Raw genomic sequence first — 18,886 nt, forward strand, 5'->3', positions numbered from 1 at the left:
GCAGAGAACAGGAAGGCATTCCGTTGTACGAAGGCGTGGTTCAGGACCTCATCGACGAATTGGGCAGGCTGCCCGGCGTCGGTCCCAAGAGCGCGCAGCGGATCGCCTTCCACATCCTCCAGGCCGAGCCGACCGACGTCCGCCGCCTCGCTCACGCCCTCCTCGAGGTGAAGGACAAGGTCCGCTTCTGCGCGGTGTGCGGCAATGTCGCGCAGCAGGAGCTGTGCAACATCTGCCGTGACCCGCGCCGCGACCAGTCGGTCATCTGCGTGGTGGAGGAGCCCAAGGACGTCGTCGCGATCGAGCGGACCCGGGAGTTCCGGGGCCGCTACCACGTACTCGGCGGGGCCATCAGCCCCATCGACGGCGTCGGCCCCGACGACCTGCGGATCCGTGAGCTGCTGGCCCGCCTCGCGGACGGCACGATCACGGAGCTGATCCTGGCCACGGATCCCAATCTGGAGGGCGAGGCCACCGCCACGTATCTGGCACGCATGGTCAAGCCGATGGGACTCAAGGTCACCAGGCTGGCCAGCGGTCTGCCCGTGGGGGGAGACTTGGAATACGCCGACGAGGTCACGCTGGGGCGTGCCTTCGAGGGGAGACGACTTCTCGATGTCTGACGCCAACCTGCACGCCGTCAATCAGGACCCGGACGACTTCGCGGTCCAGATCGCGGACTCGATCGAATCCTTCATCGTCGCGACCACGGAAGTCGCGAAGGGCGACGAGCCCGACAGTGCGGTGCCCTTCCTGCTGCTGGAGGTCTCCCAACTCCTGCTGACGGGCGGCCGGCTGGGCGCGCACGAGGACATCGTCCCCGACGAACGGTACGAACCGGACACCGGCCCCGACCTGGACGTCGATGACCTGCGCGAGCGGTTCGCCGTGCTGCTCGACCCGGTGGACATCTTCTCCGAGGTCTTCGACCCGTACGAACCGCGCAAGGCCCCGGTCGCCTGCCGGATCTCCGACAACCTCGCGGACATCGTCACAGACCTGCGCCACGGCCTGGCCCACTACCGGGCGGGCCGCACCAGCGAGGCGCTGTGGTGGTGGCAGTTCTCGTACTTCTCCAACTGGGGCCCGACCGCCTCCGCGACACTGCGCGCCCTGCAGTCGCTGGTCTCCCATGTCCGCCTGGACCAGCCGCTGGAGGAGCTGGACGGCCTGGACACGGACGAGGATCTGACCGAGGAGGCGCTGGCGGAGGAGGCCGGCAAGGTCATGTCGGAGGAGATCGCGGGCCCGCTGGGCCTGCGTACGGCCACCTGACGGGAACGCTTGCCCGAATATGATCTTGGACGTAAGATCAACAACAACGGGGAGTGCGTGACCACTCGCTCTCCGTTCGGGCGAGGGGGGCGCCACCCTTACCCATGCCCTGTGCCGTATTCGGCCGGGGTTCAAACAGGGGAAGGGATTGCGCATGCAGCGCAAGATTGCCATCAGGACCGCCGCGATTCTCATCGGCGCCGCCGCAGTGATCGGCAGCTCGCCGGCCATGGCGAAGGACCTCGACTCGTACGCCACCGGCGCCCACGCGTGGAGCCACGGCACGAACACCCAGGTCGCGATCCAGGACACCAAGGCGGACGGTGACTCCGTCTACGTGAACTACTTCCGTTCGTCCAGCTCGAGCGACATGAAGACGCTGCACAACAAGAGCGGCAACGGCACGAAGGCGTACAGCCCGACCGGCTCGACGGTCAAGAAGATCCAGGCCTGCCTCTCCCTCGACTGGGAGTCGGACAGCTGTGACTCGTGGCGCTCGTAGTTCTTAGCGCGTAGCACGTCTCAGGTGTGGGACCACTGTCCGCGGCGGTGGTCCCACACCCCTGTCCAGTGAGGAACCATGGCGAGGACGAACATGACTGATCACCCCACCGCGCTCGAGATGACGGCCCTGAACTACTCGATCGGCGGCCGCAGTCTCATGTCCGGCCTCGAACTGCGCCTGAGCGCCGGGGAGTCAGTGTCCGTCATGGGACCCAGCGGAAGCGGGAAGAGCACGCTCATCTCCTGCGCGCTGGGGCTGTTGAAGCCCGATGACGGCAGTGTCAAGGTCGCGGGGGCGGAGCTCTCCGCACTGAGCAGGCGGCAGCTTGCCGAGCACCGGCGGTCGCACATCGGCGTGGTGTTCCAATTCGGCGAGCTGCTCCCGGAGTTGACGCCGGTGGAGAATGTGGCGCTCGCCGCGCTGCTCTCCGGGGCTTCCCGGAGTGCCGCCTACGAGGAGGCCGCCGGTCTGCTCCGCGAGCTGGGTGTGCCCGAGTCGAACGCGGCCACCGCGACCCTGTCCGGCGGTGAACGTCAGCGTACGGCTGTGGCCAGGGCGTTGGTGAACAAACCCAAGTTGCTTCTCGCGGACGAGCCCACCGGCGCGCTGGATGCGGCGAACCGCGACAGCGTGGCCGACCTGCTCTTCAGTGTGCCGAGCCGGTGGGCCTGCGCGCTGCTCGTGGTCACCCATGACTCCGAGGTGGCCGGACGCGCGGACCGCACCCTCGCGCTGTCGGACGGGAAGCTGCTGTGAGCACCCGCTCCGAAGGCCGCTCGCTGTGGTGGCAGTTGATCCGCATCGGCTGGGCCGCCGGCCGCTCGGGAACCTCCAGCAGGGTCCGCAATGTGGCACTCGGCTGCGCGGCGCTGGCGATGACGCTCGCGCTGTCGGCCGTGGCGGCGGTACTCGCCACCTACGACGGCCGCGACGCCCGCGCCGCGGCGCGTAGTCCGCAGTTCACCGAATCGGCCAAGGGTCCGGATGCGCGCGCCCTTTGGTCGGACAAGTTCGACGATGTCGAGAACCGTCAGTTCTCCGTCGTCCACATCGAGCCACTGACGGACGACGCGCCCCTTCCGCCCGGTCTCTCCCGCTGGCCCGCGCCCGGTGAGGCCGTGCTGTCCGGCGCCCTCCTCGAAGCGGGAGCCGACGAGGGCATCGCCGGCCGTTACGGCAAGGCCGTCGGTTCCATCGACGAGTCGGGGCTGGCGACGCCGGGGGAGCGACTGGCGTACGTACGCCCGTCGGCCGGAGTGCTGGACCGTGCCGCGATGAACCCGATCTCGGGATACGGGGCCGCGAAACCGGCGGCGCTGGGCGACATGCTCGCGGTCAAGCCGCCATACATGCTGCTGGTCCTGATGCTCTTCATGCTGATCCTGCCGGTGGGCGCGCTGGCCGTCGCCGCGGCCCGCGCCGGCTCGGACGCCCGCGACCAGCGGACCGCCCTGCTGGGCGTGCTCGGCGGGGGATGGCGAGTACGCAGCGCGCTGAACGTCGGTGAGGCTCTGCTGCCCGCCGCCTGCGGCGCGTTGCTGGGTGCGCTGCTGACCGTTCCCGCGCTGCTGACCGACATCACACTGCCCGGTGTCGCGTACGAGCTGTCGGCAGCCGACGTCCGAGGCTGGTCGTGGGCCGTCGTGGGCTCGGCGGTCCCGGCCTTCCTGCTGATACTCCTCGTTGTCGTCCTGATGCATCCCGCCCAGCACAAGCGCGGCAAGTCGACGCGCCCGCGGCTTTCCTCCTCACGGCTGCCCCGCTGGTGGCCCTATCTCTGCCCGCTCATGCTGCTGCTCGCGGTCCGCGGCCCCGAGCTCGCGCCCGGAGGCGGTCTCCGACTGCTCGTCTACGCCGTCGGTGTCCTCGGTACCGTCGCCACGCTCCCCTCACTCCTGGCCCTGCTGTGCGCCGCCGCCGGGCGTGCGATCGCCGCCACCGGCCACAAGTACGGCCGCTCGGGCGCCCTGGTCGCGGGCCGCTGGACAGCAGCCTGGCCGGGCACCACGGCCCGGGTGACCTCCGGCGTCATCATCGCCTTCGTCCTGATCGGCCAGGTCCAGCTCTGGCAGAGCCGCAACAGCGGACCGGCCGCCGAAGCCCGCGCCACGCAGGCCCGCGTCGGCAGCAGCGTCGTGGTCGTGGAAACGCCCGAGGACCGGGCCAGGACCCAGGCGTTCCTCCGGGCGCTTCCCGCCAACGCGAACGCGCTGTGGCTGGCCATCGACCACAACAAGGGCACAGCCGAGATCGTGGGCTCATGCCGGGGGCTGACCGAACTGGAGCTCCCCTGCTCGTCCAGGAGTGCGGCGCTCTCTCCCGGGCACCTGGACCCGCGGGTGAGTGAGCTCGCCTACTGGCACACCCCCATGGGTGCCGGAAACGGCCTCAAGGCGCGCGTCGCCGAAGAGCTGCCGAAGGACCCGTCCAGCCAGACACTGCTGCTGGTCGGCGCCGACGGGAAGCAGCTGTCCGTACCCGGCATCAAAACGATCGCCAATGCCCACCTCGGTACATCACCGGCAGTCGGGACGATCGGCAGCAGCTGGCTGAGCGGGGCCAACCTCCTTGCCCTGCAGAGCCGTTGGGTGCTCTTCTTCGGAGCGGCGGGCGTATTGGTGATCGCGGCCTCCATCACCGTCGGAAACCTGGCCGAGTTCCTGCGCTTCGCCCGCCGTATGTCCGCGCTGAGCGTCCTCACCGGACGCCGGACGATCTTCTTCAGCGTGGCGGCCTTCACGCTGCTGCTGCCGCTGGCACTGGCCGGCGTGGTCGGCCTGGGCACACATGTCTGGCTGGCCACTCCGCTGACCAGCGCCGCCGACAGCCTCAGTTTCGAGCTGTCCTGGTCCATGCTGTACGCGGCCACGGCGGGAGCCGGAGTGCTGGCGCTGGTGGTGTGGGTCTGGGGTTCGCTGGCGGCTGTCCGGCAGAGTGCGTCGTGGCGCCCCAAGGCGGACTGAGCCGAGCCGCTCGTGTTCTGTGACCCGCCTCGTGGGTCTGTGACCTGTCTCATGGTCTGTGGCTCGTCTCGTGTTCTGTGACCCGCCCCACACCCGGCGTACCCTGCATCCGCCGGGGCAGGCATGTCCACCGAGCGGCCGTGCCCCACTCCCGATGATCACAGAGTGAGCGGGACATCTCACGATGTGATAGCACCGGGCCGGAGTGCGGCCGCTCGTTAGACTGAGCCGACCGCAGTAATGACTACTGCAGTAAGAACCGAGCGAGGAGCGCACGTGGGCCTTGTCGTGCAGAAGTACGGAGGCTCCTCCGTTGCCGATGCCGAAGGCATCAAGCGCGTCGCCAAGCGAATCGTCGATGCCAAGAAGAACGGCCACCAGGTGGTCGTCGTGGTATCCGCGATGGGCGACACGACGGACGAGCTGATCGATCTCGCAGAGCAGGTATCCCCGATCCCTGCCGGGCGCGAATTCGACATGCTGCTGACCGCGGGAGAGCGGATCTCCATGGCCCTGTTGGCGATGGCGATCAAAAACCTGGGCCACGAGGCCCAGTCGTTCACCGGCAGCCAGGCAGGCGTCATCACCGACTCGGTCCACAACAAAGCGCGCATCATCGATGTGACGCCGGGCCGGATCCGTACGGCGCTGGACGAGGGCAACATCGCCATCGTCGCCGGCTTCCAGGGTGTGTCCCAGGACAAGAAGGACATCACCACCCTCGGCCGCGGCGGCTCCGACACCACCGCCGTCGCCCTCGCCGCCGCGCTGGACGCGGAGGTCTGTGAGATCTACACCGACGTCGACGGCGTCTTCACCGCCGACCCCCGGGTCGTGAAAAAGGCGCAGAAGATCGACTGGATCGCCTTCGAGGACATGCTGGAGCTTGCCGCCTCCGGCTCCAAGGTGCTGCTGCACCGCTGCGTCGAGTACGCACGCCGATACAACATTCCGATCCACGTCCGCTCGTCCTTCTCCGGGCTGCGCGGTACCTGGGTCAGCAACGAGCCGCAAGGGGACCAGCAGATGGAGCACGCGATCATCTCCGGAGTCGCCCACGACGTCTCCGAGGCGAAGGTCACGGTCGTCGGGGTGCCGGACAAGCCGGGCGAGGCCGCGGCCATCTTCCGCACGATCGCGGACGCCGAGATCAACATCGACATGGTCGTGCAGAACGTCTCGGCGGCCACCACCGCCCTGACCGACATCTCCTTCACCCTCCCCAAGACCGACGGCCGCAAGGCCATCGACGCCCTGGAGAAGGCGAAGACCGCGATCGGCTTCGACTCGCTGCGCTACGACGACCAGATCGGCAAGATCTCGCTCGTCGGCGCGGGTATGAAGACCAACCCCGGCGTCACCGCCTCCTTCTTCGAGGCGCTCTCCGACGCGGGCGTGAACATCGAGCTGATCTCCACCTCGGAGATCCGCATCTCGGTGGTCACCCGCGCCGACGACGTCAACGAGGCGGTACGCGCCGTGCACACCGCCTTCGGCCTGGACAGTGACTCCGACGAGGCGGTCGTCTACGGAGGCACCGGGCGATGACCCGTAAGCCGGCGCTCGCGGTTGTCGGAGCGACCGGAGCCGTCGGAGCGGTGATGCTCCAGATCCTGTCGCAGCACGCGGACGTCTGGGGCGACATACGACTGCTCGCCTCGCCGCGCTCGGCCGGCCGCAAGCTGGCCGTGCGCGGCGAGGAGTGCGAGGTCGTCGCGCTGAGCGAAGAGGCCCTGACGGGTGTCGACGTCGCGATGTTCCTCGTACCGGACGAGGTGTCCGCGCAGTGGGCGCCGATCGCCGCGGCCAAGGGCACGGTGGTTGTGGACAATTCGGCCGCTTTCCGGATGGACCCGGATGTTCCGCTGGTCGTCCCCGAGGCCAATCCCCATGCCGTACGGGTCCGTCCGCGCGGGATCATCGCGAGTCCGCACTGCACGACGCTGGCGATGATTCCGGCGGTGGGGCCGCTGCACGCCGAGTTCGGACTGCGCGAACTGGTCGTCTCGTCCTACCAGGCCGTCAGTGGCGCCGGGCGGGACGCCGTCGCCGCGCTGCGTGCGCAGCTGTCGCTGGTCGCCGGTACGGAACTGGGCGCCGGGCCCGGAGACGTACGCCGTGCCGTGGGCGACGATCTCGGGCCCTTCCACGCGCCGCTGGCGCTCAATGTGGTGCCCTGGTCCGGCACGTTGGAGGACGGCGGCTGGTCCTCCGAGGAGCTGGGGCTGCGGGCCGAGACTCGCAAGATCCTAGGTCTGCCGGGGCTGCGGGTGGCGGCGACGTTCGTACGCGTACCGGTGATCACCACACACTCCCTCGCGGTGCATGCGCGCTTCGAGAGCGAGGTCACGGTGGAGCGGGCGCACGAGATCCTGGCGACCTCGCCCGGGGTGGTGCTCTACGACAATCCGGCGGCGGGCGACTTCCCCACGCCCGCGGATGTGGTGGGGACGGATCCGACATGGGTGGGCCGCGTGCGGCGGGCACCGGACGACCTCTGTGCGCTGGACCTGTTCGTGTGCGGAGACAATCTCCGCAAAGGTGCGGCGCTGAACTCCGCCCAGATCGCGGAGGCGGTCGCGGCCGAAATCGGGCCGGGGCTGGGCTCCGGCGGTACTGCGCGACCGGGCCACCGGGGGGCTTTGTAGGATATGTGAACGCCCTGTGAGCAAGTCGAAGGTCTGTACCGCTTGAACTGGGGTGCAAGGATGTTCGAAAATTCGCTTCCCCCTTACTGCAACCGGTAGTTGGGCGGGAAGCGTCTTTGCGGTCGCCCCTTCATGGTGCCGTGAAAAATGGGGCATTGGGGAAGAGCGGGTACGCATGAGGTCATATGGATCACCGTCAAAAACGGTGGCGTACGCGTACAACCCTGACGGGGGGAAGCGTGTCCAACAGGCGTGGCAGAGGTTCTCGACATCACAGGGGTGGTCCCGGTCCGTGGCGCTTCGGTGCGCCCGCTCCGCAGGCCCCGCCCGCCCGGCGGCATGCCGGTGATCGCCCCAATGCCCGCGCCCCGCACCACCCGCATACCGTCCCAGCGCGAGGGCGCTGACGAAACGATGGCTGCGGGCACCACCGTCGATCACCTCACCGAGACCTACCGAGCCCACTACCGGTCGCTGCTCGGTCTCGCGGCCCTCCTGCTGGACGACACGGCCTCCTGCGAGGACGTCGTCCAGGAGGCGTTCATACGCGTCCACTCCGCGCGCAACCGCGTACGGGACCCGGAGAAGACCCTGGCGTATCTGCGCCAGACCGTGGTCAATCTGTCGAGGTCCGCGCTGCGCCGCCGCATCCTGGGGCTGAAGCTGCTCTCCAAGCCGATGCCGGACATGGCGAGCGCGGAGGAGGGGGCCTACGACCAACTGGAGCGGGACGCGCTGATCAAGGCCATGCGCGGACTGCAGCGCCGCCAGCGCGAGGTGCTGGTGCTGCGGTACTTCGCCGATATGACAGAGGCTCAGGTCGCCGGGACGCTGGGCATTTCCCTGGGCTCGGTGAAGGCGTACGGCTCTCGGGGCATCGCGGCGCTGCGCGTCGCCATGGAGGCCACGGCATGAGCGGGCGCAGGGACAAGTGGCACAGGTTGCACAGGTTGCACAGGTTGCACGGATTGAACAGGTTTGAGCAGTACGGGCCGGACGGGCCGTTTGACGACCGGACTGGGAACGAAATTGTGAACAACGGGCCGGAAAATGAGCTGGGCGGCCTCGGGCAGGTGCCCGGTGAGGGACTTGGCGGGAGCCTTGCCGAGGAGCTTGGCGAAGGGCTTGGCGGGGACGAAGTGGCCCTGCGCCGGATGCTGCAAGGCGCCGTGGAGGACCTCAAGCCTTCCGACGGCGCCCTCGACCATCTGCGAAGGGCGGTCCCCGCGCGGCGCGCCCGCAAGAGGCAGGCGCTCGTCGGCATGGCTGCCGCGGCGCTGCTGATGGGCACCGCGGTCCCCGCCTTCGTCCATGTGGCGAACTCCAGCGGCGACGACGCCCGCCCCGTCAACGCCGGACACGGCGAACAGGCGCAGGGCGGCACCGGGTCCGAGACGGGTGACCTGGGCGGCGAGTCGGGCTCCGACGGTCTCTCCGCCGGCAGCCAGGGCAACCGTCAGGACCAGGGCGGCGCGACCCGGACACCGGGGGAGAAGCCTTCCGGCGCCACGGACGGCGCGACGGGCGGCGTGGTCAACCCGCCGGGCACCGTGGCAGTGACCTCGCCGGTCTGCGCCGCCGACCAGCTCGGCGTCACCTCGGCGCAGGCGGCCAAGCCCGAAGCCGACGGCAAGGTGTACGGCACCTTCCGCATCGCCAATGTCTCCAAGACCGACTGCGCGGTCAGCGGCGACGGCACGGTCGGCTTCCAGGCGCTGGGCGCGGCCGACGCCGCCAAGATCAGCGTGGTCGAGCACACCGCGGGCGACCCGGCGACCGGACTGCCCGACCCCTCCCAGGAGGCGGCCGCGCTGATGCTGAAGCCCGACACGGCGTACGAGGTGAGGTTCGCCTGGGTCCCGACGGACACCTGCCCGACCACCGGCACCTCGCCCGACCCGACCCCCTCCGCGAGCGCCGGCACGGGCACGACCGGGGACAACAGCCAGCCCCAGCTCGGCAGCGAGGACGGCGGCGGTACCGCGGACGGCAGCGTCGCGGTGACCCACACGGCTGAGCCGGGCGCGCCGAACGCGGAGACGACGATCCCCAACGCGTGCTCGGGCACGATCTACCGCACGGGTGTCCTGAACGCACAGTGACGGCCCACAGCCGGGGCTCAGGGTGCCGGGGAGGGCGCCCGGCGGCTACACGGGCTCGGGCTCCAACCCCAGCTGCCGGTCCCGCGCCGCCTCCGCCTCGCGTCGCAGCAGCCGGAACCACATGAACAGCACGAAGCCGGCGAAGACGAACCACTCCCCGGTGTAACCCAGGTTCTGGAACGCCTTGAGGTCCAGCCCACTGCCCTCGGGCGCGGCTGCGGGCACAGCCTTCAGCCCGCTGTCCGCATCGGCCAGCGTGACCCACGCGTCGTACACATCGTCCGGCACAAGGTTCACCAGCGAGGCCGCGCTGATCATCCCCAGCTGCCCGCCCGGCAGCCCGCCCGCCGTGTGCACCCCGTCCGTGCCCGGGGTCTCGGAGGCCTGCAGCGCCCCGGCCACGGTGACTTGGCCGACGGGCGCGGCCGGGGCCGGCTCGCCCTTGGGCAGCCAGCCGCGGACCACCGGCAGGGTCCGGCCGGTGTCGGTCTTGAGCAGCGTCAGCACATACGAGCCGCGCTCGCCGTCCAACTCCCGGTCCGGGACGATGAATTGCTTCCCGTACCGCCCGGTGGCCATCGCCTGCCGCCCCGACGTCTCCTTGTCGACGGGCAGCAGCTCGTCGAGGGGCGCGGCCTTCTGCTCACCCGGTGCGGGCTGCTGCTTGGCCTCCTCGTGCGTGGCGACGCGGTCCTCGAACTTGCCGAGCTGCCAGGAGCCCATGAAGACGCAGAAGGGGATCGCCAGCACGACGAAGATATTGATCCCCCACCAGCGGGGAGTCAGCAGGAACCGGTACACACCCCCACGGTACGGAACGCGCCCGCGTTCGCTCGGCCCACCCCCCTGCCCGGCACCACCTCCCGGCCCATGGGGCCGGGAGCCCGGTCGTGGTTCCGCCTCCCGGTCGTGGTTCCGCCTGCGGGGCGCCACCTCCCGGTCCGGGGCTGCCTCCGGGTCCCGGGCCCACCCTCTGCCCGGCACCACCTCCCTGGGCCCCGGGGCCGGGTTCCCGGGTCCCGGGGCCGCCTCCCGGTCCTGGGCCCACGCCCTGCCCTGCACGACCTCCCCGTTCCGGGGCCGGGATCCCCGTCCTGGCGCCGCCTCCGGGCCTGGCGCCGCCTCCGGGCCTGGCGCCGCCTCCGGGCCTGGCGCCGCCTCCGGGCCTGGGGCCGCCTCCCGGTCCCGGCGTCGCCTCCCTGCCCCGGCGTCGCCTCCTCCTCCGCGCAGTGCCCTAGCCCAGGTCCGCCCCCCGCCCCAGGTGCTCCGCCGCGAAGGCGATCTCCAGCCGCACCTGCTTGATCCGCTCCTCCACCACAAGCGAGCCGTGCCCCGCGTCGTACCGGTACACCTCGTGCACCGCGCCGCGCGCTGCCAGCCGGTCCACATAGTTCTCGGCCTGGCGGATCGGGCAGCGCGGGTCGTTGACCCCCGCCGAGATGTAGACCGGGGCCCGCACCGCGTCCACGTACGTCAGAGGCGACGAGGCCTCGAACCGGTCAGGTACCTCCTCCGGGGTGCCGCCCAACAGCGTGCGGTCCATCGCTTTCAGGGCCTCCATCTCGTCGTGGTACGCCGTGACGTAGTCGGCGACCGGAACCGCCGCCAGCCCCAGCGCCCACGCCTCGGGCTGGGTGCCGAGGCCGAGCAGGGTCAGATAACCGCCCCAGGAGCCGCCCGCCAGGATCAGCTTCTCCGGGTCCGCGAGCCCGGAGCCCACGGCCCACTCCCTGACCGCCGCGATGTCCTCCAGCTCGATCAGCCCGACCCGGTGCTTGAGCGCGTCCGTCCACTCCCGTCCGTACCCCGTCGAACCGCGGTAGTTGACCCGCACCACCGCATACCCGTGGTCGACCCATGCCGCCGGGCCCGCCGCGAAGGCGTCGCTGTCGTGCCAGGTAGGGCCGCCGTGGATCTCGAAGACGGTCGGCAGCGGACCCGTCGCACCCGCCGGCTTCTGCACCAGCGCATGGATACGGCCCCCCGGCCCCTCCACCCAGGCGTCCTCCACCGGCACCGACTCCGGCGCCTTCATCCCCGGAGGATCGAGCACCACCCCGCCAGCCGTCGAGCGCACCTGCGGCGGCTGCGCGGCCGAGGACCACAGGTACTCCACCTCCCCGTCCGGCCGGGCCGTCGCGCCCGAGACCGAACCGGCCGGTGTCTCTATCCGCACCAGCGCACGCGTCGCCAGGTCGTACCGCCACAGCTCGCCGCGCGCCTCGAAGCTGTGCGCGACCAGCAGGCCGGAGCCGTCCGGATACCACTCGGCGTTCACATCGCCCGGCAGGTCGATCGCGAGATCGGTCTCCTCACCCGACGCAACGTCCCAGATCATCGGCTCCCAGCGGCCGCGTCGCTGATGCCCGATCAGCAGCCGGGTGTCGCCGTCCACCGGAGCGAAGCCGAGGACCTCCAGCCCCAGTTCCTCCGTGCCCCTCTTCGTATCGTCCAGCTCGGCCACCGCCGAACCTCCCCCACAGCCTTCGGCGTGGGAGGTGCCCCCAACGCGCACCACCCGCAGCGCCGAGTGCATCGCGTCGCCGTGCTCGGTGTGCTCGATCGCGATCAGCGTCCCGTCGTGCGACAGGTCGCCGACTCCGGCCGATTGCCGGTGCCGGTATATCTCGACCGGCTCCGCACCGGTCCTGACGACATGGATCGTCGTGCCGTCCTCGTCGGTCGACCGGCCGACCACCGAGGTGCCGTCCCGGCCGATCGCCAGCCCCGCCGGGTACGAAGGCTCAAGCCCGGGCGCCGCGGGCTCGTCCTCCCCGCCTCCGAAGGGCTGCCGCATCCACACCCCGAACTCGTCCCCGTCGCTGTCCGAGAACCACCAGATCGACGAGCCGTCGGGCGAGAGCACCCCGTCCGTCGTGCCATTCGGCCGGTCCGTCGCCTGCCGCTGCTCGCCGGTCGCCCGGTCCCAGGCATACAGCTCATACGTCCCGGTGGCATTCGACACGAAGAGCGAGCGGTGCGGCGCGTCCTCCGCCCAGTCGGGCAGGGAGACGCGCGGCGCACGGAAGCGCTTCTCCCAGTCCGCCATGCCGGGCAGCTCGGACGTGCCGGGCAGCTCCGGCGTGGAGTCAGTGATCTCAGTCATGACCCCATTCTGCGCCGGACCCCGGACAATCCGTTCGCGCCGTCCGCAGCCTGTGGATAACTTCGTCTGCATGCACTCTCCGACCCCCGCGGACTGGCGCGAGGCCAACCGCTCCCGCTGGGACGAGCGCGTTCCGATACAGGTGGCGAGCGACTACTACGACCTGGATGCCTTCCGCTCGGGCAAGGACGTCCTGCGCGATTTTGAGGTCGCCGAGGTCGGTGACGTCACCGGCCGTACGCTTCTCCACCTTCAGTGCCACATCGGCCTCGACACCTTGTGCTGGGCCCGCCGAGGCGCCGCGCACGTCGTGGGCCTGGACTTCTCGGAGCCGGCCGTCGAGACGGCCCGCGGTCTGGCCGCGGACCTCGGACTCGGCCCGGACCGCGCCGCGTTCGTCGCCGCCGACGTCTACGACGCCGCCGAAGCCGTCCCCGACTCGTCGTACGACATCGTCTGCACCGGCGTCGGCGCGCTGAACTGGCTGCCGGACATCACCCGCTGGGCCGAGACCGCCGCGTCCCTCGTCGCGCCCGGCGGTTTCCTCTATCTGGCCGAGTTCCATCCGCTCACCGACGTCCTGGACGACGCGACGGGCTCGCGGATCGTCAACGACTACTTCGCGCGCGACGCCTGGATCGACCAGACGCCCGGCACATACGCCGACTTCGACGCCGCGACCGACCACAACCGCAGCGTCCAATGGCAGCACCCGATCGGCGAGGTCGTCTCGGAGCTGATCGCCGCGGGCCTGCGCCTGGACTTCCTGCACGAGCACGACATCTCGCTGTTCGAACGCTTCAGCCCGCTCACACGCCACGACGACGGCTACTACCGCTTCCCGGCCGACCGCCCGCGGATCCCGCTGATGTACTCGTTGCGCGTCTCGAAGGCCTGAGCGTCGCAGGGCCTGAGCATCGAAAGGCCTGATCAGAGCCGGTGCAGGGCCGATTGTCAGTGGCGCGTTGCACACTTCCCGTATGACCGAACTGCGCAAGACAGTTGAGGGCTACTGGTCGGCTGCGGAGGCACGCGACTGGGCCGCATTCGCGTCCACGCTCGGCGAGGACGTGCTCTACGACCTGCCGCAGACCCGAGAGCGGATTCACGGCAGGGAGAAGTACGTCCAGTTCAACCGGGAGTATCCCGGCGACTGGCACATAAGCGTCCAGCGCATCGTCGCCGACGGCGACCAGGTCGTGACCTGGGTACACGCCGTCGTGGGGCTGGAGGAGATGTACGCGATCACCTTCTTCACCGGCGACGAGGAGGGCCGGATCACCGCGATCACGGACTTCTGGCCCGAGGAGTACGAACCACCGCCGGGCCGCGAGCACTTGGTCGCGCGCTACTGAGACGAGGACGGCAGCCGGATCACCGCGGTGCCACTCCTGAGGTCGACCGTGGAGCGGTGTGGCGGCGTGCCGTCCTCCTCGTCGTCCCGCATCACGAGCGAGCTCTGTCGTTCCTTGAGCTCGTTCTGTTTGCCCTGCGAGAACGTGGCGTGCAGCTGCTCGAACCCGGTCGCGGACACCTGCCCCTGCCGCCGCCCGTGGCCCGTCGCACGCAGCAGTTGGTCGCCGAGGGCTATGACGACGAGCAGGATCACCAGCCCTGGGAGGGTCATGAAAACGACGAACTCCATACCCCCAGTCTCCAGGACGGCCCGGACGAACGGGCAGAGTTTGGAGTGGGTCAAGATCGACGCCTACGGAAACGTGCCGGCTAGTACGACGTCGCGCCGGGCCCGGTGAGGCGTACGGCGATGGCTGCCGTATAGCCGGGGTCCGTGGGCAGGTCGGCCAGCAACCAGTCCGAGTTCGCGGCCGGTTGGGGCCCGGCCCCCACATAGGTGAGGGACAGGTCCTCGCTCAGCCCGACACCGGTCGCCTTCAACAGGGCTTCCTTACGCGTCCAGCAGCGGGTGAACGCGGCGGGGAGTTGCGCCGCCGGCAGCGCCGCCAGTTCCGTACGCTCCCGCGGGTGCAGCTGGGAGGCGACGTCGGCGACCGTGTCGGGGTCGGGGACACCCTCGACGTCGATACCGACCGGCGCCCCGGCCAGGGCGATCATCACCAGGCCGCTGGTGTGCGACAGCGAGAAGTGCACGGCGTTGCCGGGTACGACGGGCCGCCCGTGCGGGCCGCCGCAGTGGGCGCAGGGTTCGCGCGACAGCGTGACCGCTTCCGGGGCCTGCCCGAGCCGTTCGCCGAGCAGTCGGCGCAGCGCCACATGCGCCACGGCGTAGGCGTCCCGGTCAGCGTCCCGGAGGAAGGCGTCAAGGCGCGCGGACTCCTCGGCGTCGAGGAGGTGCCGGTGGGCGGCGGCGTCGGGGGCGTGGTCGGCGACCCGCCCGGACCACAGCAGCTCCACGCCGGGCAGGGCCGCCGCGGCGTCACGGTCGGTGGGTGTGTCAGTCGGCATGCTGTCCATGATCGGTGATCGTTTCGCAGCTGTGGAGGCGAGGTCGAGAGGAGAGCATCTAACGGACCCTAGGTTCCGTTAACGTGCCACTATGACTTCCGAGAATGCGGATCCGGGCACCCCCGGCACCGTACGCCCCGGCGGCCGCACCGCCCGCGTCCGGGCGTCCGTCCTGCAGGCCGCGGGCGACGCCCTGGTCGAGCACGGCTTCCGCCGGCTCGACCTCGCGGATGTGGCCCGTCGCGCGGAGGTGGGCAAGACGACCCTCTACCGCCGCTGGGGCACCACCACCGGCCTGATCGCCGATCTGCTGGCGGTCATGGCCGAACAAACCCAGCCGCCTACGGACACCGGTTCCCTGACCGAGGACCTCAAGGCCAACGCCCGCCTTGTGACCCGTACCCTCGCCGACCCCCGCCAGGGCCCGCTCTTCAAGGCTGTCATCGCCGCGGCCGGGTGCGACGAGCGCACCGCGCAAGCCCTGCACCGCTTCTTCGCGACCCGGATCAAGGAGTGGGCCCCGTGCGTCGACGCGGCCGTCGCCCGCGGCGAACTCCCCGCGGGCACGGACGCCGAGGAAGTGATCCGCGCGGTCTCGGCCCCGCTCTACTACCGCCTCCTGGCCAGCGGCGACCCGCTCGACGACGTTGCCGCGGCCCGGGCTGCCGCAGCGGCAGAATCCGCCGCCCGTGCGGGGGCGTACGTGAGCCGAAACGCGCCAAGGGTCTGACCCTCACCGAGGATCAGACCCTTGAACAGCCGGACGAGCCGGACGGAACGGCTATCGGCGGATCAGATGTTGACGCCGAAGTCCTGCGCGATGCCGCGCAGCCCCGAGGCGTAGCCCTGGCCGACCGCGCGGAACTTCCACTCCGCGGCGTTGCGGTAGAGCTCGCCGAAGACCATCGCGGTCTCGGTCGAGGCGTCCTCGCTCAGGTCGTAGCGCGCGAGCTCGGCGCCGCCGGCCTGGTTGACGACGCGGATGAACGCGTTACGCACCTGGCCGAAGGACTGCTGACGGCTCTCGCCCTCGTGGATCGAGACCGGGAACACGATCTTGTCGACCTCGGGCAGCACGCCGGCGAGGTTGACCTTGATCTGCTCGTCGTCGCCCTCGCCCTCACCCGTGAGGTTGTCACCGGTGTGCTCGACGGAACCGTCCGGGCTCTTGAGGTTGTTGAAGAACACGAAGTGCTGGTCGGACACGACCTTGCCGTTGGCGTCGACCAGCAGCGCGCTGGCGTCGAGGTCGAAGTCGGTCCCGGTGGTGCTGCGTACATCCCAGCCCAGGCCCACGATGACCGCGGTCAGGCCCGGGGCCTCCTTGGTGAGCGAGACATTGCCGCCCTTGGAAAGGCTGACACCCATGGAAATCCCCTGCGCAATCCGGCGCGGGCCGCGCCTCTTGACGATTCCTTTGCCCACGAGGGCAACGAGCGGCCGCGGGCCCAGGTTCCCGTCATCCCCCGTATGCCGACCTCATCCGTCCCACCCGCACCTTCCCGTCTTATCCGCACCTCATCGCTTCTTCTTGTCACATCGGCTCGGTCTCGTCCGTCATTGCTATGACGGACCATGACGAGGGGAACGTGACCGATGGACGAGAACGACTGGCTGGCGGAGCGATTCGAGGTCAACCGCGCCGACCTGCGGGCGGTGGCGTACCGGATGCTGGGCTCGCTGAGCGAGGCGGACGACGCTGTCCAGGAGGCGTGGCTGCGGCTGAGCCGTTCCGACACCAGCGACGTGAACAACCTGAGCGCATGGCTGACGACGGTCGTCGGGCGTGTGTGCCTGGACATGCTGCGCTCGCGCAGGTCACGGCGCGAGGATCCACTTGACGTGTACGTGCCCGACCCCGTCGTGAGCCGCGCCGACGGAATCGAGCCCGAGCAGGAAGCGCTGCTGGCGGACTCGGTCGGCCTCGCACTGCTCGTCGTACTCGACACGCTCGCCCCCGCCGAACGGCTCGCCTTCGTACTCCACGACATGTTCGCCGTGCCCTTCGACGACATCGCCACGATCGTGGACCGCACCCCCACGGCGACCAGGCAACTCGCGAGCCGGGCCCGCCGCCGGGTCCAGGGATCGGCCCCGGTCCCCGAGGCCGACCTCTCCCGCCAGCGCGAGGTCGTCGACGCCTTCCTCGCCGCCTCGCGCGGCGGCGACTTCGACGCCCTGGTCGCCGTCCTCGACCCGGACGTCCTGCTCCGCGCGGACTACGGCACTCTGCCGCTGGGCGTGTCGAAGCGGGTCCGCGGTGCGCAGGCGGTGGCCTCGCAGGCCCTGCTCTTCTCCAGGTTCGCCCCCTTCGCGAAGCCGGCCCTGGTGAACGGCGTCGCGGGACTCGTCACGGCTCCCGACGGACAGCCTCTCTCGGTCATGGCCTTCACGGTCACGGACGGAAAGATCGTAGAAATCGACATCCTCGCCGACCCCGAGCGCCTGCGCCGGCTCGACCTGGCGTTCCTCGACGACTGACGGGCCCAGGGCGAACTCGCAGTGGGCGGCAAGGTCCCTCCGTTCAGGTCCGCGGGGAACGCCGAAGGCCACCGACTCAGGTGAGTCGGTGGCCTTTGACAGGCGTCGGGGTGGCGGGAGTTGGGGTCTGCTACGCCGACGACTGCAACATCATGGGGGTGTTGCAGCCGTCTGCGACCGGGGCAGCCAGCTGGGACGCCTGTAATCAGTGGTCAGCAAGTGCGCCCGACGTACGCCGCGCCGTCGATTTGGCCAGCCGATCCCAGCCAGGTGATGCCAGGGCCCACGCATCGCTCGTAGTTGGGGCCCCATACCTCCACTTCGATGATCACGCGCGAGCCGTCGCTCGTGCAGTGGTTGTAGTACGCGTCACTGGAGGTCTCGTAGAACCCGCAGGGGTCGGCGGCCGCTGACGGCGCGGCGGCTGTGGACAGTCCGAGGATGAGGGTTACGGCACCGAGGACGGCCGGCAGGGAACGGCGAACGCTCATGGGGCAACTCCTTCTTGAGGGCGCGATGCCCGAGGACTGGATGAGCTGTGCACACGTAGAGCGTTCCATTCCTTACTCTTGGTAGTAGTTGATCTAGCTCGCACGAATGAAGGACTTCACCAGATCGGGTGCGAATGCGCCTGAACTGCAACAACGCCCGTCTAGGCAGGGGCGATAGCGACCAAGCCCATTGCTCAGCCGCGAGCACGTCCATGCATGCGTACGTCGTGCTGGCGCTGCTCACAGGGGCGTGTACGGAGGGGCGGCGCGGCGACAGTCCATCCACGATCTTCATGGTGTCCAGGCTGACCGTCACGATCCGCTTGAGGAGGTTGATGATGTATCGGGGGTCGTCGGACCAGTCGGCAGGGTCGTTGGTGATCTCCGATGCCTTGTCGACCTCGACCTGGCACCGGTCGCTGATCCACTCGATCGCGGAACGGGCGCCGAGCTGGTAGCGATACGCCTCGTCCGGGATGTTGGTGAGGGTGACGCCCAGGCGCGAGCGGACGCCTGCTCGCCGCCGATCGCGAAGGGCCTCACCCCGCACGGCATTCACCGCTCCCACCGCACACTCATGGAGGACCTGGGCACGGAGAAGGTCCTCATGGAGCAAGCACCGGGGCCGGTAGTCCCACCGCGTGCCGCGAACTGATCGTACTGGGATCAGGACTCCGAGTGGATCGCGGCCCTGGGGTGTTCGAAGGGGTCTCCGTCCGCGCTGTTCAGCAGATCACGGCGATGCCCGTTGCGGTCTGGCGCAACCGGACTACCGGGGCACTGGTCTGCCTGGCCCTTGCTGTCGTCACGAACGGCCGGTCGATTCGATGTGCTGCTGGAGCGTCTGAGCGATCTCATCGACGCTTCCGTTCGCGGGGAGAACCCAATAGG

20 protein-coding genes and 1 pseudogene are annotated in these 18,886 nt (G+C 69.8%); 14 read left to right on the forward strand and 7 right to left on the reverse strand.

The genetic code is table 11. The annotated features are described in order from the left end of the window. The first annotated feature begins 23 nt into the window (after nucleotides 1-23). The 9 genes from recR to ACH492_RS28870 all read left to right on the forward strand — a co-directional run bounded on the left by recR (nucleotide 24) and on the right by ACH492_RS28870 (nucleotide 9,493). Nucleotides 24-623: a recombination mediator RecR gene (recR, locus tag ACH492_RS28830; protein ID WP_398990618.1), complete on the forward strand. Its 600-nt coding sequence runs from the start codon at nucleotides 24-26 to the stop codon at nucleotides 621-623. Further along, nucleotides 616-1,275, forward strand: coding sequence for a DUF5063 domain-containing protein (locus ACH492_RS28835; protein WP_398990620.1), 660 nt, complete (start codon nucleotides 616-618; stop codon nucleotides 1,273-1,275). The genes recR and ACH492_RS28835 overlap by 8 nt, the downstream gene beginning before the upstream one ends. Before the next feature lie 154 nt (nucleotides 1,276-1,429). Then, the gene (locus ACH492_RS28840) at nucleotides 1,430-1,777 is read left to right on the forward strand and encodes a hypothetical protein (protein ID WP_398990622.1); all 348 of its coding nucleotides are present in this window, start codon (nucleotides 1,430-1,432) and stop codon (nucleotides 1,775-1,777) included. A gap of 93 nt (nucleotides 1,778-1,870) precedes the next feature. Continuing rightward, entirely contained in the window at nucleotides 1,871-2,536 is a 666-nt protein-coding gene (locus tag ACH492_RS28845) for an ABC transporter ATP-binding protein (protein ID WP_398990624.1), read from the forward strand. Beyond that, complete coding sequence (locus tag ACH492_RS28850; RefSeq protein WP_398990626.1) at nucleotides 2,533-4,743, forward strand: hypothetical protein; 2,211 nt, start codon at nucleotides 2,533-2,535, stop codon at nucleotides 4,741-4,743. The genes ACH492_RS28845 and ACH492_RS28850 overlap by 4 nt, the downstream gene beginning before the upstream one ends. A gap of 276 nt (nucleotides 4,744-5,019) precedes the next feature. Next, nucleotides 5,020-6,291, forward strand: a complete 1,272-nt coding sequence (locus ACH492_RS28855) for an aspartate kinase (protein WP_398990628.1) — start codon at nucleotides 5,020-5,022, stop codon at nucleotides 6,289-6,291. Next, entirely contained in the window at nucleotides 6,288-7,391 is a 1,104-nt protein-coding gene (locus tag ACH492_RS28860; RefSeq protein WP_398990630.1) for an aspartate-semialdehyde dehydrogenase, read from the forward strand. The genes ACH492_RS28855 and ACH492_RS28860 overlap by 4 nt, the downstream gene beginning before the upstream one ends. A gap of 339 nt (nucleotides 7,392-7,730) precedes the next feature. Further along, nucleotides 7,731-8,306, forward strand: a complete 576-nt coding sequence (locus ACH492_RS28865) for a SigE family RNA polymerase sigma factor (RefSeq protein WP_398990825.1) — start codon at nucleotides 7,731-7,733, stop codon at nucleotides 8,304-8,306. 116 nt (nucleotides 8,307-8,422) lie between these two features. Continuing rightward, the gene (locus ACH492_RS28870; RefSeq protein ID WP_398990632.1) at nucleotides 8,423-9,493 is read left to right on the forward strand and encodes a hypothetical protein; all 1,071 of its coding nucleotides are present in this window, start codon (nucleotides 8,423-8,425) and stop codon (nucleotides 9,491-9,493) included. Between the two features lie 45 nt (nucleotides 9,494-9,538). Here the strand turns inward: ACH492_RS28870 and ACH492_RS28875 are convergent, their stop codons facing one another. Next, nucleotides 9,539-10,294, reverse strand: a complete 756-nt coding sequence (locus tag ACH492_RS28875) for an SURF1 family protein (protein WP_398990634.1) — start codon at nucleotides 10,292-10,294, stop codon at nucleotides 9,539-9,541. Between the two features lie 433 nt (nucleotides 10,295-10,727). Continuing rightward, entirely contained in the window at nucleotides 10,728-12,599 is a 1,872-nt protein-coding gene (locus ACH492_RS28880; RefSeq protein WP_398990635.1) for a prolyl oligopeptidase family serine peptidase, read from the reverse strand. A gap of 70 nt (nucleotides 12,600-12,669) precedes the next feature. On the opposite strand from ACH492_RS28880, the gene ACH492_RS28885 reads away from it, so the two are divergent. Further along, the gene (locus ACH492_RS28885; RefSeq protein WP_398990637.1) at nucleotides 12,670-13,497 is read left to right on the forward strand and encodes a class I SAM-dependent methyltransferase; all 828 of its coding nucleotides are present in this window, start codon (nucleotides 12,670-12,672) and stop codon (nucleotides 13,495-13,497) included. A gap of 82 nt (nucleotides 13,498-13,579) precedes the next feature. After that, nucleotides 13,580-13,954 carry a nuclear transport factor 2 family protein gene (locus tag ACH492_RS28890; protein WP_398990639.1) on the forward strand — a complete coding sequence of 125 codons (375 nt, stop codon included), beginning with the start codon at nucleotides 13,580-13,582 and terminating at the stop codon, nucleotides 13,952-13,954. Here the strand turns inward: ACH492_RS28890 and ACH492_RS28895 are convergent. Both ACH492_RS28895 and ACH492_RS28900 read right to left on the reverse strand, forming a co-directional pair. Next, nucleotides 13,948-14,244: a DUF6191 domain-containing protein gene (locus tag ACH492_RS28895; protein WP_398990641.1), complete on the reverse strand. Its 297-nt coding sequence runs from the start codon at nucleotides 14,242-14,244 to the stop codon at nucleotides 13,948-13,950. The genes ACH492_RS28890 and ACH492_RS28895 overlap by 7 nt on opposite strands. 80 nt (nucleotides 14,245-14,324) lie before the next feature. Further along, the gene (locus ACH492_RS28900) at nucleotides 14,325-15,023 is read right to left on the reverse strand and encodes a 4'-phosphopantetheinyl transferase family protein (protein ID WP_398990643.1); all 699 of its coding nucleotides are present in this window, start codon (nucleotides 15,021-15,023) and stop codon (nucleotides 14,325-14,327) included. A gap of 91 nt (nucleotides 15,024-15,114) precedes the next feature. Here ACH492_RS28900 and ACH492_RS28905 point away from each other — a divergent pair, with 91 nt between their 5' ends. Continuing rightward, on the forward strand, nucleotides 15,115-15,753 hold the full coding sequence (locus ACH492_RS28905; RefSeq protein ID WP_398990645.1) for a TetR/AcrR family transcriptional regulator: 639 nt from the start codon (nucleotides 15,115-15,117) through the stop codon (nucleotides 15,751-15,753). A 62-nt stretch (nucleotides 15,754-15,815) separates the two neighbouring features. Here the strand turns inward: ACH492_RS28905 and ACH492_RS28910 are convergent, their stop codons facing one another. Beyond that, nucleotides 15,816-16,391, reverse strand: coding sequence for a TerD family protein (locus ACH492_RS28910; RefSeq protein WP_398990647.1), 576 nt, complete (start codon nucleotides 16,389-16,391; stop codon nucleotides 15,816-15,818). Nucleotides 16,392-16,619: 228 nt separating this feature from the next. Between ACH492_RS28910 and sigJ the strand changes: the two genes are divergently transcribed. Next, nucleotides 16,620-17,504, forward strand: a complete 885-nt coding sequence (gene sigJ / locus ACH492_RS28915) for an RNA polymerase sigma factor SigJ (RefSeq protein ID WP_398990649.1) — start codon at nucleotides 16,620-16,622, stop codon at nucleotides 17,502-17,504. Between the two features lie 212 nt (nucleotides 17,505-17,716). Here the strand turns inward: sigJ and ACH492_RS28920 are convergent, their stop codons facing one another. Beyond that, nucleotides 17,717-17,977: a DUF6355 family natural product biosynthesis protein gene (locus tag ACH492_RS28920; RefSeq protein ID WP_398990827.1), complete on the reverse strand. Its 261-nt coding sequence runs from the start codon at nucleotides 17,975-17,977 to the stop codon at nucleotides 17,717-17,719. Beyond that, on the reverse strand, nucleotides 17,874-18,554 hold the full coding sequence (locus ACH492_RS28925; RefSeq protein WP_398990829.1) for a type ISP restriction/modification enzyme: 681 nt from the start codon (nucleotides 18,552-18,554) through the stop codon (nucleotides 17,874-17,876). The genes ACH492_RS28920 and ACH492_RS28925 overlap by 104 nt, the downstream gene beginning before the upstream one ends. Here ACH492_RS28925 and ACH492_RS28930 point away from each other — a divergent pair. Then, nucleotides 18,486-18,626 (forward strand): annotated as a pseudogene (locus ACH492_RS28930) (LacI family transcriptional regulator); the annotation flags it as partial. The gene ACH492_RS28925 and the pseudogene ACH492_RS28930 overlap by 69 nt on opposite strands. Nucleotides 18,627-18,886: the final 260 nt, after the last annotated feature.

Source organism: Streptomyces sp. NPDC019443 (assembly GCF_044389785.1).
In the GTDB taxonomy this organism is placed as follows: domain Bacteria; phylum Actinomycetota; class Actinomycetes; order Streptomycetales; family Streptomycetaceae; genus Streptomyces.